The sequence below is a fragment of the Mangrovimonas spongiae genome (genome assembly GCF_003944795.1).
Classification (GTDB): domain Bacteria; phylum Bacteroidota; class Bacteroidia; order Flavobacteriales; family Flavobacteriaceae; genus Mangrovimonas; species Mangrovimonas spongiae.
This window is the reverse complement of the sequence record NZ_RWBG01000001.1, coordinates 399199-416748: the sequence shown is the minus strand read 5'-3', so window position 1 is coordinate 416748 and position 17550 is coordinate 399199. Positions and strand designations below refer to the sequence as shown.

The 17550-nt window shown below is 33.7% G+C and carries 15 protein-coding genes; 4 read left to right on the top strand and 11 right to left on the bottom strand.

From position 1 onward, the window contains the following. Positions 1-125 precede the first annotated feature (125 nt). Complete coding sequence (locus EJA19_RS01940) at positions 126-689, top strand: helix-turn-helix domain-containing protein (RefSeq protein WP_125466653.1); 564 nt, start codon at positions 126-128, stop codon at positions 687-689. Beyond that, positions 686-1492, top strand: a complete 807-nt coding sequence (locus EJA19_RS01935) for a hypothetical protein (protein ID WP_125466652.1) — start codon at positions 686-688, stop codon at positions 1490-1492. The genes EJA19_RS01940 and EJA19_RS01935 overlap by 4 nt, the downstream gene beginning before the upstream one ends. Before the next feature lie 28 nt (positions 1493-1520). Here the strand turns inward: EJA19_RS01935 and EJA19_RS01930 are convergent, their stop codons facing one another. Continuing rightward, the gene (locus tag EJA19_RS01930) at positions 1521-1916 is read right to left on the bottom strand and encodes a hypothetical protein (protein WP_125466651.1); all 396 of its coding nucleotides are present in this window, start codon (positions 1914-1916) and stop codon (positions 1521-1523) included. 64 nt (positions 1917-1980) lie between these two features. Between EJA19_RS01930 and EJA19_RS01925 the strand changes: the two genes are divergently transcribed. Further along, positions 1981-4344, top strand: a complete 2364-nt coding sequence (locus EJA19_RS01925) for a S9 family peptidase (protein WP_125466650.1) — start codon at positions 1981-1983, stop codon at positions 4342-4344. Here EJA19_RS01925 and EJA19_RS01920 read toward each other — a convergent pair. From EJA19_RS01920 to EJA19_RS01890, 7 genes are all read right to left on the bottom strand, one after another. Next, positions 4341-4928, bottom strand: a complete 588-nt coding sequence (locus EJA19_RS01920; protein ID WP_125466649.1) for a TetR/AcrR family transcriptional regulator — start codon at positions 4926-4928, stop codon at positions 4341-4343. The two genes, EJA19_RS01925 and EJA19_RS01920, sit on opposite strands and share 4 nt — an antisense overlap. A gap of 4 nt (positions 4929-4932) precedes the next feature. After that, the gene (locus EJA19_RS01915) at positions 4933-6330 is read right to left on the bottom strand and encodes an efflux transporter outer membrane subunit (RefSeq protein WP_125466648.1); all 1398 of its coding nucleotides are present in this window, start codon (positions 6328-6330) and stop codon (positions 4933-4935) included. 2 nt (positions 6331-6332) lie between these two features. Then, complete coding sequence (locus EJA19_RS01910) at positions 6333-9470, bottom strand: efflux RND transporter permease subunit (RefSeq protein ID WP_125466647.1); 3138 nt, start codon at positions 9468-9470, stop codon at positions 6333-6335. A gap of 19 nt (positions 9471-9489) precedes the next feature. Beyond that, entirely contained in the window at positions 9490-10617 is a 1128-nt protein-coding gene (locus EJA19_RS01905) for an efflux RND transporter periplasmic adaptor subunit (RefSeq protein WP_125466646.1), read from the bottom strand. Positions 10618-10630: 13 nt separating this feature from the next. Continuing rightward, positions 10631-11119, bottom strand: coding sequence for a GbsR/MarR family transcriptional regulator (locus EJA19_RS01900; RefSeq protein ID WP_125466645.1), 489 nt, complete (start codon positions 11117-11119; stop codon positions 10631-10633). A 127-nt stretch (positions 11120-11246) separates the two neighbouring features. Then, the gene (gene pheS / locus EJA19_RS01895) at positions 11247-12266 is read right to left on the bottom strand and encodes a phenylalanine--tRNA ligase subunit alpha (protein WP_125466644.1); all 1020 of its coding nucleotides are present in this window, start codon (positions 12264-12266) and stop codon (positions 11247-11249) included. Between the two features lie 34 nt (positions 12267-12300). Next, a complete protein-coding gene (locus EJA19_RS01890) occupies positions 12301-12657 on the bottom strand; it encodes a hypothetical protein (protein ID WP_125466643.1) in 357 nt (118 codons plus the stop codon). Between the two features lie 50 nt (positions 12658-12707). On the opposite strand from EJA19_RS01890, the gene EJA19_RS01885 reads away from it, so the two are divergent. Continuing rightward, positions 12708-13238, top strand: a complete 531-nt coding sequence (locus tag EJA19_RS01885; protein ID WP_125466642.1) for a CvpA family protein — start codon at positions 12708-12710, stop codon at positions 13236-13238. On the opposite strand, the gene EJA19_RS01880 is transcribed toward EJA19_RS01885, so the two are convergent. The 3 genes from EJA19_RS01880 to EJA19_RS01870 are packed head-to-tail and all read right to left on the bottom strand — an operon-like array spanning position 13235 to position 17440. Continuing rightward, positions 13235-15418: a PepSY domain-containing protein gene (locus EJA19_RS01880; protein WP_125466641.1), complete on the bottom strand. Its 2184-nt coding sequence runs from the start codon at positions 15416-15418 to the stop codon at positions 13235-13237. The two genes, EJA19_RS01885 and EJA19_RS01880, sit on opposite strands and share 4 nt — an antisense overlap. An 11-nt stretch (positions 15419-15429) precedes the next feature. Next, positions 15430-15912 (bottom strand): DUF2271 domain-containing protein, encoded by a 483-nt coding sequence (locus EJA19_RS01875; RefSeq protein WP_170160044.1) that lies wholly within the window; start codon positions 15910-15912, stop codon positions 15430-15432. A gap of 49 nt (positions 15913-15961) precedes the next feature. Continuing rightward, the gene (locus EJA19_RS01870) at positions 15962-17440 is read right to left on the bottom strand and encodes an ankyrin repeat domain-containing protein (protein ID WP_125466640.1); all 1479 of its coding nucleotides are present in this window, start codon (positions 17438-17440) and stop codon (positions 15962-15964) included. Between the last annotated feature and the right edge of the window lie 110 nt (positions 17441-17550).

Below are 17550 nucleotides of genomic sequence, written 5' to 3'. Positions count from 1 at the left end.
ACGAATTAAAAAACTCAACAAAGTCAGTATATCGACAAGAATGTCGTAAAAATGTCGCAAAGAAACCGTTATCAAAAAGACACTTTCATAAGTAGTTTTGTAAAAACAATAAATCAAAATTAACTATGAACGAGATAGGAAAAAAAATTAAGGAATTAAGAAGGAAAAAAGGGTTTTCCCAAGAAGAATTAGCTGAATCGGCAAAAGTAAATTTAAGAACAATTCAGCGCATCGAAAATAACGAAAGTGAGCCTCGTGGGAAAACCCTGAATTTGATTTGTGAGGTTCTTGAAATCAACGCAGAAGATGTTTTGGATTATGGAAAACAAACAGACAAAACTTATCTAACTATTTTTCATCTTACTGTACTAACCTTTTTAGCGATTCCTGTTGGAAACATAATTATTCCTTTAATTATGTGGATGAATAAAAAGGATAAAATAATTGGATTTAAAAAAATCGGAGCAAATTTATTGAACTATCAGATAATATGGTCAATTTTCACTTTTATATCTATAACTACATTCGCTTTTTTTAAAATCATGCATTATGGATATTACCCCATTCTATTTTATATTTTTATTGGGCTTTATGCCATAAACATAATATTGCCAATAATTTTTGCTTTTAAAACAAGTAAAGGAAAAACGGAAAGTTTATATCCGAGTATAATAAAACTAATAAAATGAGAACTCTACTGAACATTATAATTCCAATCTTATTATTAACTAGCTGTAGTAACGATGATGAAATAGAAAATGAGTATTCGAATAATCTTCTAGACAGTGACGTTCAATATCTTTTATTTAATGATGATATCAGGTTTACTGATAATAATTTTACGTTTTCTCAATTAGATTCTATTGTATTTAATTACCAAAATCAAAATATAACTAAAGTAATTGGAGGGTTTGAGATCTATGATCCATTTTCATCTTACCTAAACAAAAGGTTGACTAATGATATTTACGATTCAATAATTAAATTAAATGATACTTATAAAGTTTATACACATCCAGAAACGGCACCTTATTATTTTACCGATAATCCCGAAAATCCTGTTGAATACATAATTAGTAATAATCAAATACAGAAAGCTATAAGGAGAGATGGTTTGGTACTAAACTATTATTATGGAGACAATTTGATTCTCGAAAAAAATGATGAAAATTTACTCCTCAGAAAATTTTATCTAGAAAACAATAACTTAATAAAAGTTGAAAAATTCAAGTATGATCTAAATTTCGAAATAAATGATAAGACTGAAATACTGTTTCAGGAATATGATTCAAGCCCTAATCCATTCAAAGGAAAACACTATTTACTTGGAGCTTTCTATCGCTCATTCTCTGAAAACAATTATAGCAATTATGTAATAAATGCATATGACAGATTGGACGATGGTACTTTTCAATTATATTATACACTTGAAGTATCAACACCTTTTGGATATAATGATGACAATTATCCTTTATTTGGAAATTATGAATAAAATTCTGCAGCCAACTATGTATTAACTTTCACCTAACCAAAACCCCTTTGGTTTCCATTAACGGAATTGTTTGTAATGCATTTTTATTAATCGTGTTTTTCTTAAAAATATAGGTTTTATCAAACATTTGGCTATCCTTAAAAAAAGTAACTTTAAACTCGTTATTTAAAGCCAAAACATCTTCTTGTAAAAACTCGACTTTCGCATAGCTTTTTGCTGGTAAAACATCTAATTTATGGCGCATAACAGATGTTTTCTTATCGGTTGAATACCCTAAAGACACAATTAATACCGTATCCAAAGCAAACTCATTGTCATTCACTAAATACACATTCCAGTCGTGCGTTCTATGGGTATCGTTAAACTCACTTACCGCAGCCATATAAACACCTTCAACCTTTGGGATTTCAATATCTTTTTTCATCTGTTTTTTTACTTAAACCTAAATAGGTTACTTTTAGTGCAAAATTAATCTTTTAGCCTGCAATATGAAATATCTTCTGTTTTTATCGCTTTCTTTATTTTTATCATTTTCCGGATTCACTCAAGTAAAAAACACCTCAACACTTGCTATTGATGAGATAATGAAAGGCGAGGACTTTGTGGGCTACTTACCTACAAACATTAGTTGGTCCGAGAACAGTAACGATATTTATTTTAGTTGGAACCCAGATAACGATACCATTCGTTCTACATACAAGGTTAACACCACCACAAAAGCCATTGAAAAAATGACTTTTAAAGATTTAAAAGCAAAAACCAATCAAGGCAATTTTTCAAGCGATTTTACCATGAAAGTCTATGCTAAAAGTGGGGATATTTTTTTAATGAATACTCATAATTACAGTATTAAACGCATTACACATACGGTTGAAAAAGAAAGTAACCCTGTTTTTTCTGGCGATAACAAAAGTATTGTTTACAAAAAAAGTAATAACTTATATCAATGGGATATTAATTCTGGCACAACAAAGCAACTCACCTATTTTAAAACAGGTAAAGAACCTCGTGATAAAAAGCCTTCCTCTCAAGAAGAGTGGTTAGAAAACGATCAACTAGCACTTTTTGATATTTTAACCGAAAGAGAACACCAAAAACAAGCCAAACAATATAGGCGCGAACAAAGCGCATTAAAACAGCTAGAACCAACCTATATTGGAAAATGGCGAATTGGAAACTTAACTATTTCACCTAGCTTAAAGTATGTTGTTTACAAACTTTATAAAACGCCTAACAGAAAAAACACTATTGTTCCAGATTTTGTTACTAAAGATGGATACACTAAAGATTTGAATGCACGTTCAAAAGTTGGTAGCAAGCAATATAACTACCAAACTTGGATATTAAACCTTAACACAAATAAAACTTACCAAGTAAAAACTAATGAAATCGAAGGCATTAAAAACAAACCTGACTTTTTAAAAGACTACCTTGAAAATTCAGAAGAATACAGTAACACTTACGACGAACCAAGACCTGTAAATTTTGGTAATCCTCTATTTTCTAAAGATGATAAAACACTAATAAATATCACCTCGCAAGATTACAAAGACCGTTGGATTATGACTATTAATTTAGAAGATGGTAGTTTAAACCTTGTAGATCATCAACATGATGACGCTTGGATTGGCGGTCCTGGTATTGGTTGGTTTTCTAGACCAGAAATGGGTTGGTTAAACCAGGAAACTGTTTGGTATAAATCTGAAAAAACTGGTTATGCACACTTATATACTACAAATGTAACTTCTGGAAAAACATCAGCTTTAACAAAAGGACAATTCGAGATCCAAACTGCAACACTTTCTAAAGACAAGTCCACCTTTTACATAACTAGTAATAAGGTTAGTCCACATGAAACACATTTTTATCACTTATCTGTAAATGGCGGAAAACTCCATCAAATAACTACAAAAAAAGGGGGGCATGAAGTTACCATCTCACCAGATGAAACCAAATTAGCTATACGATACTCTTATAAAAATAAACCTTGGGAATTATATGTTATGGATAACACCCCTAAGGCACCCATGACGCAACTTACAAACTCTACTTCAGAAGATTTTGAATCTTATTCATGGAAAGATCCCGAAATTATATCATTTAAAGCCAGAGATGGAGCAAAAGTTCCTGCTACATTATTTAAACCAAACCCTGAAAAAAGTAATGGTGCCGCCATAATTTTTGTTCACGGTGCTGGTTATTTACAAAATGTGCATCAATGGTGGTCGTCTTACTATCGTGAATATATGTTTCATAACCTCTTAGCAGATAATGGTTATACGGTTTTAAATATTGATTTTAGAGCTAGTAAAGGCTATGGTAGAGACTGGCGAACGGCCATTTACAGGCACATGGGAGGAAAGGATTTAACCGATCAAATTGATGGAGCTAAATATCTTGTAGAGCATCATAACATCTCTAAAGATAAGCTTGGAATTTATGGTGGTTCTTATGGTGGGTTTATTACTTTAATGGCCATGTTTAAAACACCTGACACCTTTAAAAGTGGTGCAGCATTACGTTCGGTTACAGATTGGGCTCATTACAACCATGGCTATACTGCAAATATTTTAAATACACCTGTTGAAGATCCTAAAGCTTATAAACGTAGCTCGCCTATTTATTTTGCCGATGGCTTAAAAGGACATCTTTTAATGTTACACGGTATGGTTGATACTAATGTGCAGTTTCAAGATGTTGTGAGGCTCTCGCAACGTTTAATAGAATTGAAAAAAGACCGTTGGGAATTAGCTGTATTCCCTATGGAAGGTCACGGATTTATTGAAAGCAGCAGTTGGTCTGATGAATACCGACGCATTTTTAAACTGTTTCAAGAAACACTAAATAACTAATAATAAGGGTTAGAATATCCTTTGTTTGAAATGCCTTTTAAATTAAATATTACAAAATGATTTAATAACTCTGTATTTGAATACGTTTCAAAAAGGGCATTGTTTTTAAAGGCCATTTCTTCAAATCTATTAAAATACAACTCGCAAAAAAGGTTTAAATTAACATCGTTACTTATAAACTCTTTTTGCTGCGCTTGCTGTAATAACCCATAAATAGTATTATTTACAATATTATCTCTAAAGGCATCAAACACTTGGTTTGCTTTTGGGTAATACTTTTTTAGCCCAAATATAAAAGATGGTTTAAAATGTTTTAATCGCTCAAAGCCATGTTTATAAATTTCAATAATACAAACAAGAGGATCTTGTTGTTTTGTAATAATGTCGCTAACGGTTTTTTCAAAATCTGTTACTAAAAACGACACACTATCTACAACTAGATCCTCTTTGCTATTGTAAAATTTATAAATAGTTTTTTTAGAAATACCTAAGGTACTCGCAAGTTCATCCATAGTAAACCGTTTACTACCAAAAGCCGTAAAATTGGCTACCGAACATTGTAATAAGTTATCCTTAGTTATCATTATTTTATTTCCAGCCGCCACCAAGCGCTTCATATAAATTTACCACACTTAATAGTTGATTAAGCTTATTGTCAATCATGTTAAGTTCTGCACTTAAAGCACTTTGTCTAGCTGTTAATAAATCTAAGTAGTTAGCATAACCATTTTTAAGTAACTCTTCTGAGTTTGCTTCGGCATTACGTAATGCTTTTACTTCTTTTTCTCTAAACTCAAACTTCTCGGTTTCAGCATTATAATCGTATAACGCGTTTGATACTTCGTTACCTGCGGTTAATAACGTTTTCTTAAAATTTAATAATGCTTGTTCTTGTTGTGCTACAGCTACTTCGTGTTGTGTTTTTATAGCGCGTTTATTAAAAATAGGTTGTGCTAAACCGCCAATAATATTCGCAAATAACGAGTTGGCATTAAATAACTCGTCTAACTCTAAACTTTGAAATCCGCCAGTAGCTGTTAATGTTAACGAAGGATAAAAATCGCTTCGTGCAACATTTGTCATTTCAAATGCATTAATTAAGCCATATTCGGCAGCCATTACATCTGGTCTGTTACGTAATAAGGTTGCTGGAACACCTAATTTAATATCGGCCTCCAATTGCTGATTATCTAAAGCACTACGTTCTATCGTTGCAGCTGGCCTGCCTAAAAGTAAGTTAAGTGTGTTTTCGGTTTTAAAAATTGCTGCCTCTAACTCTACTTTTAAAGCCTTAGCATTGTTATACTGAGCAATATTTTGGTCTACAGCAACTTGGTTTACTTGTCCGGCATTTTTTAACTCTTTAATTGTGTAAACACTACTATCCCTTGTAGCAATAGTTTGCTCGGTAATTTTTAATTGAGCATCTAAAGCCACTAACTGATAATAGGTTGTTGCAATAGCCGACACTAACTGTGTTTTCACAGCTTGATGTGCTGCTACACTTTGTAAATAACTAGCTTCTCCTGCTCGCTTATTACTGCGTATTTTGCCCCAAATATCGGCTTCCCAAGATAAGCTTCCAGAAAGTTCGTATTGATCTATGGAAGAGAAAAATCCACCAAACTGACTGTTTTCTGATAACTCTTGATGTGTCATTTGTGCATTGGCATTAAAACTTGGTAAATACCCTGCTTTACCTTGTTTCATATATGCTTCGGCAGCAGCCATTTGTTGTATGGCCACACGAATATCTAAATTATTTTGAAGGCCTTCTTCTACATACTGTTGTAAATACGTATCGGTAAACATATCTTTCCACGATACATCTGCCATAGATAAACTATCTTGTGGTAAATTATCGGTACGATATAAATGTTCTGTTTCATCTAACTCTGGACGCGTATAGTCCTTTGCCACAAAACAACTTTGTAAGGTTGTAGCCATCACGACTACAATGAGTGTTTTATTTATAATTGAATTCATATTTAAGCGTCTTTAGTTTCAATAACAACTGGTTTACTTGATACTTTTTCTTGCAACCATTGGAATAGAATGAATAAGATGGGAATAACAAATACCCCTAATATGGTTCCTATTAACATACCGCCTGCGGCTCCTGTTCCAATAGAATTATTTCCTTCGGCACCAACACCTTTTGCTAACACTAAAGGCATTAATCCTAAAATAAAGGCAAAAGAGGTCATTAAAATAGGACGTAAACGTGCTTTGGCACCATGTATGGCAGCATCTACTAGATTTTCGCCATGTCGTCGTCTTTGCAATGCAAATTCTACAATAAGAATAGCATTTTTAGCCAACAGACCAACTAGCATAATTAGGGCAATTTGGAAATAAATGTTGTTTTCTAAGCCCATAATTTTGGTTGAAAAGAAAGCCCCAAATACCCCAAGTGGTAATGAAAGTATTACCGCTAATGGCAACAAATAACTTTCGTATTGCGCTGCTAATAAAAAGTAAACAAATACAATTACTAACAAGAATATCACGGCGGTTTGGTTTCCTGCATTTACCTCTTCACGAGATAACCCTGAATATGCTACATCAAAATTACTTGGCAACTTTTTAACCTCTTCGTTTACAATAGCAATAGCATCTCCTGTACTAAATCCTGGGTTGGAAGCACCACTTATTTTTGCTGAATTATACAAGTTAAAACGGGTTACCGATTGTGGTCCATAAACACGATTTAAATCAACAAACTGAGTGATAGGTGCCATGTCTCCGCTACCTGTTTTTATATATAACTCGTTTAGAGAATTCGCATCTGTTCTATCTTCTGGCAAAGCTTGAACATATACGCGATATTGTTTACCAAATCTCGCAAAGTCTGCTGCATAAACACCTCCTATATACCCTTGTAAAGTAGAGAAAATACTGCTTATTGAAACGCCATATCTTTTTGCTAATGGCACATCAATATCTAATTCGTATTGCGGATATTTTGTGTTAAATGATGACTGGCCATACTGAATTTCTGGATGTTTCATCAAGTTACCAATAAACTGTTGTGTGGCAGCATCTAGATCTTCAAAACTTCCACCAGATTTATCCATTAAATTCACCTCAAAACCACCTGAAAGTCCAAAACCAGGGATACTTGGCGGCGCAAAGAAAATAATATTAGCATCTGGTATGGTTGCTGCAATACCAAAAAGCTTGCCTACAATAGCATTTGATGACAGGTCTTCTGTTTCTCTTTCACTCCAATCATCTAACATAACAAACCCTAATCCGTAGTTAGTTCCAGCACCACTAATTAAACTTCTACCATTAATTACGGTTACACCATTAACGCCAGGAATTTGTGTTGCTTTTTTGTAAAGTTCTTGAGTTACTGCATTTGTTCTATCCATAGAAGCTCCTGCAGGTAATTCAATGTTCATAAAAACAACCCCACGATCTTCATTTGGTACAAATCCTGTTGGTGTTGTATTGGCTGCCCACCAAATACCAACTCCAGAAAGCACTAATAAGACACCTGTAATCCATTTGTTTTTGTATAAAAAGGCTAGTGATTTTCCGTAACGTTCGGTAGTGGCATTAAATCCTGCATTAAACTTATCGTAAAATTTCTGTAAGAAGCTTTTGTTTTCATGTTCATGCTCATCATGTCCTTTTAAAAATAAAGCACATAATGCTGGACTTAATGTTAAAGCATTAATGGCTGAGATTAAAATAGCTACAATTAATGTTACCCCAAATTGTTCGTAGAATACTCCTGTTGGTCCTTGAATAAAGGTTACCGGAATAAATACCGCTGCCATAACTAGAGTAATAGAAATAATGGCTCCAGAAATTTCGTGCATGGCATCTAATGTTGCTGTTTTAGCACTTTTAGCACCTTCGTCTATCTTGGCATGCACCGCTTCTACCACAACTATGGCATCATCTACTACAATACCAATAGCTAATACTAAGGCAAAAAGCGTAAGTAAGTTTACAGAATAGCCAAATAAATTAAGGAAGAAAAATGTTCCTACAATGGCTACGGGCACAGCAATAGCTGGAATTAATGTTGAACGGAAATCTTGAAGGAAAATAAACACCACCAAGAATACCAAAAGGAAAGCCTCTATTAGAGTATTTCTTACTTTGTTCATTGACGCCGTTAAGAAATTATTCGTATCGTAATTAATTTGATACTTTATGCCATTAGGAAAATCTTTAGATAAACGGTCTAATTCGGATTTAATGTTTTTTATAATCTCTTGGGCATTAGAACCTGCGGTTTGGTAAATCCCCATATTAACACTTGGAAATCCTTTAGTAAACCCATACGAATCGTAACCTTGTGCATCTAGCTCTATTTTAGCAACATCTTTTAAACGTAAATACTCGCCATTATCTAAAGCTTTTATAATGATCTCTTCGTATTGCTTCTCGGTTTTAAAACGTCCGCTATATTTAATATTATACGAAAACGCTTGACCATCATTTTGTCCTAAAGATCCAGCAGAAGCTTCTAAACTTTGCTCTCTTAACGCAGCCGTTACCTCTGAAGGCACTAAATTATAGCTAGCCAGTTTTTCTGGTTTTAACCAAATACGCATGGCGTAATCCTGATTAGAAAATACGTTTACATCTCCTACACCATTAACCCTTTGTAAGGCTGGAATAACATTAATTTTTAAGTAGTTCTGTACAAACGTGGCATTGTAATCTTCATTTTCGGAGTAGACCGACAAGAACATTAATGCCGATGTTTGTTGTTTTTGTGTTGTTACTCCTGTTTGTATTACTTCTTGTGGCAATAATGGGTTGGCACGTGCTACACGGTTTTGTACGTTTACAGCAGCAATATCTGGATCCATTTCTTGATCGAAATATACTGTAATATTTGCCGTACCATTGTTTGTAGCAGAAGATGTCATATAGGTCATGCCTTCAACACCATTTATTTGCTCTTCAATAGGAATGATAACACTTTCTAAAATGGTTTCGGCACTGGCACCAGGATAGGTGGCATTCACCTGAATGGTTGGCGGTGCAATATCTGGGTACTGTTCAACAGGTAATGCTGAATATCCTAAAATACCCAAAATAACTATGATGATGGAAATAACGGTAGATAATACCGGTCTTTCTATAAATGTTTTTAACATAATTCTTTTCTTCTAAATGTTATTGAAACAGCGGTTTTATAGGCTTTACAATACTATCAAACGCCACTTTTTGAGGTTGTATAGGCATTCCGTTTCTTAATTTAGCTATACCTTTTACTACAATTAAATCACCTGATTTTACGCCTGATTTTACAATTAAAAACATATCGCTTTTGTCTTGTATTGTCATTAAGGTTGATTTAGCTGTATTGTCTTTTCCAACAGTGTACACATAGGTTTGTCCTTGTTGCTCAAAAGTAGCCGATTGTGGTACAACTGTAGCATTTTCGTACTGTTTTGGTATTTTAATTGTTCCGCTGTTACCATTAGTTAATAGTAAATTTGGGTTATTAAAAATAGCTCTAAAGCTTACCGTTCCTGTATTGGCATCAATCTGTCCTGTTACTGTTTCTATAGTTCCTTTTTGCTCATAAGCTTGTCCATTGGCTAATACTAATTCTACTTTAGGAAAGTTTTTAATTTTATCTTGTAGTGTCTTTCCTTCTGTTTGTTGTAGAAAATTTAAATATTCGGTTTCATTCATGGAGAAATAAGCAAACACTTTTTCTATACTAGCAACGGTTGTAAGAGGTTTTGCGCTTGTGGCACTTACTAAAGAGCCTTCTCTATAAGGAATGGCACCAACATAACCATCTACTGGACTTGTTACAGAAGCATACCCAATATTTGCAATTATACTATTGTAAGTACTTTTGGCTTGTGCTAAATTGGCTTTAGCGGTTTCTAATTGTACTTCGCTAATAATATTTTTGTCTACTAAGGGTTTTAGTTTGTCAACTTCAACTTGTGCTACATTTACCCTCGCTTTAGCTGCTTCGGCATCTTGACTTAACGACTGTGTTTCTAGTTTAAATAAAGCTTGTCCTTTTCTTACTTTCTGCCCCTCATCAACTAAAACTTTTTGTATATAACCCGAAACTTTGGCGCGAACTTCACTATTTATTACACCCTCTATATTCGTTGGGTAGGTTGTATATACTGTAACATTCTTTTGTGGAACTGCTGTTACTGCCAACGGCATGGCTTGTTGTTGCTGTTGCCCTTGTTGTTGGTCTTGTTTACAACTTGTAAAAAATAAGGCAACCATGCCTATTACAGCAATACTATATAATTTTGATTGTTTCATTTTTATCTATTGATTAGTGTTTATTATTAATTATCGTTTCTTTTAATTTGTTTATTGAGATTATGGCGCCATCTAAAAACTCTATAAAGCTTTTATGATAGTCAAGTTCAAATTGGTTTTCCTTTTCTAAGCTTTTATTAACATCTTCTTTGTATGCTTTTATTTCTAAATGTAATTGTTTTTCATCCTTCCACTCGTTTATCATATTACTAATGGTCTGCACCGTAGTATCTTTGTTTATGATAAAGTATTTTTTTCTATCCCCAGTTTTAGTAAAATAACTAAGCTTTTTAAGGTCTTGTAAATGATTAAGGTGTGTAGAAATAGTGCTTTTACTAGCACAAAGGTTAGAAACTAAATCCTCGAAAGTGGTTCCTTGTTTGCCTGTTAAAATTATGTATGAAAAAATTCTAGCAGCTACAGGAGCCATGTGCTCTTTTTTCTCTAAAAAAATACCTAGTTTTTCAACTAGTTCGCATTTTCTTTTTTCACCTTGATTCATTGTCATTATAATTTTAGATTGCAAAATTACATTTTGGTTCGGAACAAACCGAACTAAACGAAGTTAAATAAATGTTAAATAAAAAAGCCGACAGAATTGCCGGCTTAAAATACGTATGTTTTTTAGCTTATAAAGCGCTTTTAAACTGCTCTAAGAAACGCACGTCATTTTCACTTAGCAAGCGAATATCTCCTATTTGATGCAATAACATGGCAATACGATCGATACCCATACCAAAAGCAAAACCAGAATATTCTTTAGGGTCGATACCACAGTTTTCTAGCACATTAGGGTCTACCATACCACAACCCATAATTTCTAACCAACCAGTCCCTTTGGTTATACGGTAATCTATTTCAGTTTCCAAGCCCCAATACACATCTACCTCTGCACTTGGCTCGGTAAATGGGAAATACGATGGGCGTAAACGTATTTTACTTTTCCCAAACATTTCGGTAGTAAAATATTGAAGTGTTTGCTTAAGATCGGCAAAACTCACATCTTTATCAATATACAGTCCTTCTACTTGATGAAAGAAACAGTGCGAACGTGCTGAAATGGCTTCATTACGATACACACGACCTGGTGATATAGTACGAATTGGCGGTTTATTGTTTTCCATATATCGCACTTGTACCGAGCTAGTATGCGTACGTAACAAGATATCTGGATTGGTTTGAATAAAGAACGTATCCTGCATATCGCGAGCTGGATGGTATTCTGGTAAATTTAAAGCCGTAAAGTTATGCCAATCATCTTCAATTTCTGGACCTTCACTAACGTTAAAACCAATACGCGAAAAAATATCTATAATTTGATTTTTTACTATAGAAATAGGATGACGTGCACCAATTTCAATAGGTTCGCCAGGTCTAGACAAATCGCCATATATACCTTTAACTTCTTCTTTACTATCTAATTCGTCCTTTAAAGCGTTTACTTTATCTTGAACGGTATTCTTTAAAGCATTAATGGTTTGACCAAACTCTTTTTTTTGGTCGTTTGCAACGTTTTTAAACTCTGCAAAATACTTATTTAAAATTCCTTTTTTACCAAGGTATTTAATTCTAAAATCTTCTACATCACTTTTAGTATCTGCAGTAAAGGCTTCTACTTCGGTAATAAGTGCTTTAATCTCGTCTATCATAATAGTTTAAAAATGAGTGCAAATTTAATAAAAGTTAGTCTATAAACTCGGCTTCAATAAAATAGTTTACAATGGCTTCTTTCATAAGTATGCTTTGTTCACCCGATTTTAAGTGTGGTAATTGCTCTTTTACTTTATAGTGTGGCCAGCCATCGTCATCAAAAAAGTCAAACTCATAATACCCATAAGGTTCCAATAGGCGGCAAATAGCAATATGCATTAAGTCTAACTTATGATCTTTTTTAAAACGTCTATGGAATTGCCCTAACTCCTGGACTCCTATAAGGTAAATAATAGCATCTAAGTCTAATTCATCGCCATCTGCAAACTGTTTAGAGAGTTTGGTAACCACCAAATCCCAACGTTCTTTTAATTGTTCGTCTCTTGCCATAATAATTTTAAAGTTGCAAAGTTAGTTTATATTTACAGAAATATTAAATTATGAGCGGTATTGATATTGTTTTAGCGGCTTTAATCCTCTTTGGGTTGGTACGTGGCTTTATGAAAGGACTTTTTGTAGAAGTGGCTTCTCTTGTAGCTTTGGTAGCTGGCGTATACGGCGCTATTCATTTTAGTAATTATGCTGCTGAGTTTTTACAAGCCAAGGTAGATTGGGACGAACAAGCTATTAATGTTACAGCCTTTGCCATTACGTTTGTTGTTATTGTTTTGGCTATTGCTTTAGCAGGAAAAGCATTAACCAAATTAGCCAATTTTGCGGCTTTAGGTATTATAAATAAACTTTTAGGTGGTGTATTTGGCGCACTTAAAATTGCCCTAATTTTAAGTATTGTTTTAATTGTATTTGATAAAATGAATAAAACAATCCCATTTGCCAATGAAGACAGTTTAAGTGAATCTTTACTATATCAACCTGTAAAAGCTTTGGCACCTACTATTTTTCCTAGTATATTGAATACCGAAGATTCTACAGAAGAACATTCAGAAAACACAGAAACACCTACAGCTTAATAACAATCGCTCTTTATTTGCTGCTTGTTTTGGTAATAACTTAATGGTTTATTGTTATACGTTACCGTAATCTCTTCCAATACACTCATCACACTTTTATGCATTGCCAACGAGCCACAAATCATAATTACACAATTATTATAAAGTAATTTGGCAACCGCTTTAGCATCTCTCTTTAAGAGATCTTGAACATAGTGTTTGTCGCCTACTCTAGATAATGCCAAATGATGTTTTGTTAATTTACCATCAAACAGAAATTGCTTTATTTGCTCTTGATATATCTGGTAGGATTCTTCTGTTCGCAACCCTAAATATAAATGTGATTCAACCTTCTTATTTTGTTGTAACATCCCTAAAAATGGCGCCACGCCTGTACCATTAGCAATCATAAGTATTTGCTTAGCTTTTTTGGGACAATGAAATGCCGAATTTTTCACCAAACGCACTTTGATTTTATCTCCATCTGCTGCCGAATGTAAAAACCCAGAACCCAACCCATTCTCGTGTAATTTTACACTTAATTGGATGTTTCCAGCTACTTTTCCTATAGAATACAAGCGCTCTCTATAATCATTTTTAGGATAAACCGCTAATAAATCGCCTGATGTAAATTGATGATGCTTTTTAGGTTTTAAAGTGATTAAAAAGGTATTGTCAACATTCGTTTTAGTCTTGCTTATCACTTTTAATTTTTTAAGCTGTTTGGGCTGTATTGTTAAATGTTTTTGCGGAATAGTTACTGAAATCCCTGAAACCTCACTCCAATCGCTAACCCATTGGCTAAATGCATCAACCGATTTATCGTTAATGGTAAATATGGGCAACACGGGTTTATAAACTTGCTGAAGTGCTTGATCGACATCATAAGCAAACTGGCAAAAATCTGGATAAGCTAACGACCCAAAACCTACGACTGAAAATTTAAGATCTTTTGTATTGGTAATTTCCTTTAACTTTTGAAGAAATTGGTTCGCATTGGTTGGTGCATCGCCTTGCCCATAAGTCGCCGTCATAACCACCAAATGTTTGGCGTTTGGATACTGTTGATAAGCATTCATTTCGGCAATAAAAGCATTTTGATTTTGCTTAATTAATTGCTTAAAAAACATGTTGGCGTAATGAATGGAGCTTCCATTTTCCGAGCCAACAAGAATTATAATATCGGCATCTTCAGCTTTAACCTTGTTTTTCAAGCGGCTTTTTCGACGTTTTAACGTCATTGCAAAACCAGAATAGACAAAAAACAGAATATTAGCCGTGGCAACTGCTAAAATAATAGACCACAAAATACTGCCTTTCCCAGTATGTAAATTTAAACTTAATGCTGAAAAAACTTCAACTTTTGGCGTATTGACTTCACTTAAAATAGCTCCTGTAAATTGATTAATAAGTAAGTCTTTATCGTGTAATTTTACTGTAAAATAATCTTCCACATCACTGGAAAACGGAAATTCAACATGTTTTACTTCGGAAAGTGACGTGTTTGTAAAAACGCTAAAATTTGAAGCATTCTGTTTTGGTGATTCTATAAGCGTATCAAAATCTACTTGATGAGTAGTTTTTGTTTTTGGTAAGGCATCAAATTTTTCTAAGGATAAATAGACGCCTGTAATCGTAATAATAATGATAGGAAGTAAAGACAGTCTACCTAAAACGACGTGCCAATATTGATTAAAATCTTCATTAATTATTTTTGAAAAAAAGCGCTTAAAACCATGTTGTCTTTTAATGATTAGAATGGTTCCTGTAACCGCTATTAAAAACAATAAAAAGGAACATAATCCTACAAAAAACCGGCCGACGCTTTTTAAGAATAACGACCTATGGAAATTGGTTACCCATTGAAAAAAAGGTGAAGGCTTTAATTCTTCTCCTAGATATTCGGCTGTTTGGGGGTTAAAATAGCCGCTTAAATTGTTTCCGTCTTCGGTAAAAACTGTAGCGATTACAAAATCGTTGGCATCAACTTTTATGTCAATAATCTCCGGATAGTTATCTTGAAAAACAGTGACTGTTTCGGCAAGTGTAATATTATCTAAATTGGCCACATTGTATGGCTCTAACTGTTCGGAAATAGGCTGAAATGCCAGAATAATTCCGGTAACAGATGCTAAAACAATAAAAACAAAAGAAGATACAGCCAACGCTAAGTGGCTGTATCTCCAGATAGAAATAGTCATAGTTTTTAATTCTAATTCGGCATCATTCTTATATAACGAATAAACCCTTTGCCTTCGTGCTTGCCTTTAATATTTTCGGTAGTTAAAGGGAATTGCACATCGTTTATATAATACTCATCGTCTTCAACTGCTGTTTCAAAACGAATACTGTATCCAGCGTCGATTTTAGAGTCTTCAATATCAATAACCTCAATAGCACGACCACCACCAGAAACAGTTGCGCCAGTAATGGCATCGATATTATGTTGCTTTTTGTCATAAAACTGCCACCATTGTTCAACGGTGTTGTACCACTCATCGTCATCGCCTTTTACATATAAAGTTTTGTCGTATTCGCCTTCTGGGTTAATTAACGAAATAACAATATAAGCGCCTTCTCCCGTATAATTCGTCATTTGAATCATACATTTATACTTAGTAGATTCTGTCAAGGTAGTAAATGATAATAGGCCTAAAACCAATACACTTAATATGGATATATGTTTTAATTTCATATGCTTGTTTTTTTTATGAGTTTCTGAATCAAATTCAGGAGGAGGACTTTTATTTTAAGAAATCTATTGAAATGTTGTTCTTTTTTAGCAACTCGTTTTCTAAGGCTAAATCGTACGCTGTTTCTTCAAAATCGGTTGTAATAGATTTATCTGCACCTTGCGCTAAAAGGAATTTTAAAATACTATCATCTTGTGCTTTCATAGCGGCTAAAATTAAGGCTGTATTACCTTCGCTATTTTTGGCATTAATATCTTGGTTTAATTCTGCAGCTATTTTTAATAATTCTAAACGTTGCTTTTCGACAGCAAGATGATACCAGGTATTACCGTTTTCTTGCGGTGATTTAATATCTAATCCTGCCGATTTTAAAAGCTTTAATTTCTTTACAAACTCATCTTTATTTCTATCAGAAAAGCTATTGATAAGGTAGTATGTTACATTATTGCCTCTGTTATTGGCAAGTTTAAAATTGGCACCTTTTTCAATTATGAAATTAACAACTTCTGGATGATTACCTTCTGTTGCCAACATTAATGCTGTTTCGCCTTTTTTATTGCTTTGATTAATGTTTTTAACCTTATTAAACAGGAGGTCTATAATTTTTAAATTATTTCTAGAAGCTGCATTTAAAAAAGGGGTGTTTCCGTTGTGGTCTTGAGCATTAACATTTAAACCTTTATTTAAAAAGTAATTAATGATTTCTGGGTTTTTTGATCTTGCCGCAACTATATGCAAAGGCGAAATTCCTTCTTGATTTGTTGTTTTGGGGTTTAAGCCTTTTTCTTCTAAGAATTGATACACCTCCAAACCATTAGTTTTTCCTCGCGTTCCATATGCTGCAAATAAAAATGCTTGATTATTACCTTTTATACCTTGTTTAAAAAGTTTATCCATTAATGCTATCTTTCCTGTTCTTGCAACATAATTAAAAGCATCATTACCATTGGCGTCTTTGCTATCAATCTTCAAACCTTTTGAGGTAAAATACTTGGTTAGTGATAAATCGTCATCTTTAGAAATAGCCAATAATAGCGCATTAGCGCCATCTTGATTTAAGTCTTTTTCTAGGTTAGCACCATGCTTTAAGCATATGTCGTATACCTTAGTATTGGTTACTCCAGCATTGGCTGCAAAATTTAAAGCAGTTAGTCCATGATCGTCTTTAATATCTGTTTTGGCGCCTTGTTTTAAAAGGTGTTCCATTAGTTCCACATTACCTTTGTAAGCTGCCCAAAAAATATAGGTTCTCCCATCGTGCGTTAATTTATTAACATCGTTTCCTTTTTGAGATTGAAGATATATTATACTTTTAAGTGGTGCGCCTTGCAAAGTAGCAATAACAACACCATCAAAATTGCCAGCATTGGCTTCGGAGGGGTCATGCCCTGCTTTAATTTTAGCTTTTATAACTTCTGGTGAAGGTTGGGTTTTCCAAAATTCACGCTTTAAAAAAACATTGTCTTGTGAAAAGCTTTGACTTCCAAAAAGGAAAACCATAGCGAACAATACTGATTGTAATAGTTTCATATAAATTATTGATATTTGACGGCAAAAATAAAGAAGAATCAGTCTAAATAAAAATAATTTACATTTTTTTCACACAGAAAATTAGTCTTGATTGACAGTGAGCTGTTAGG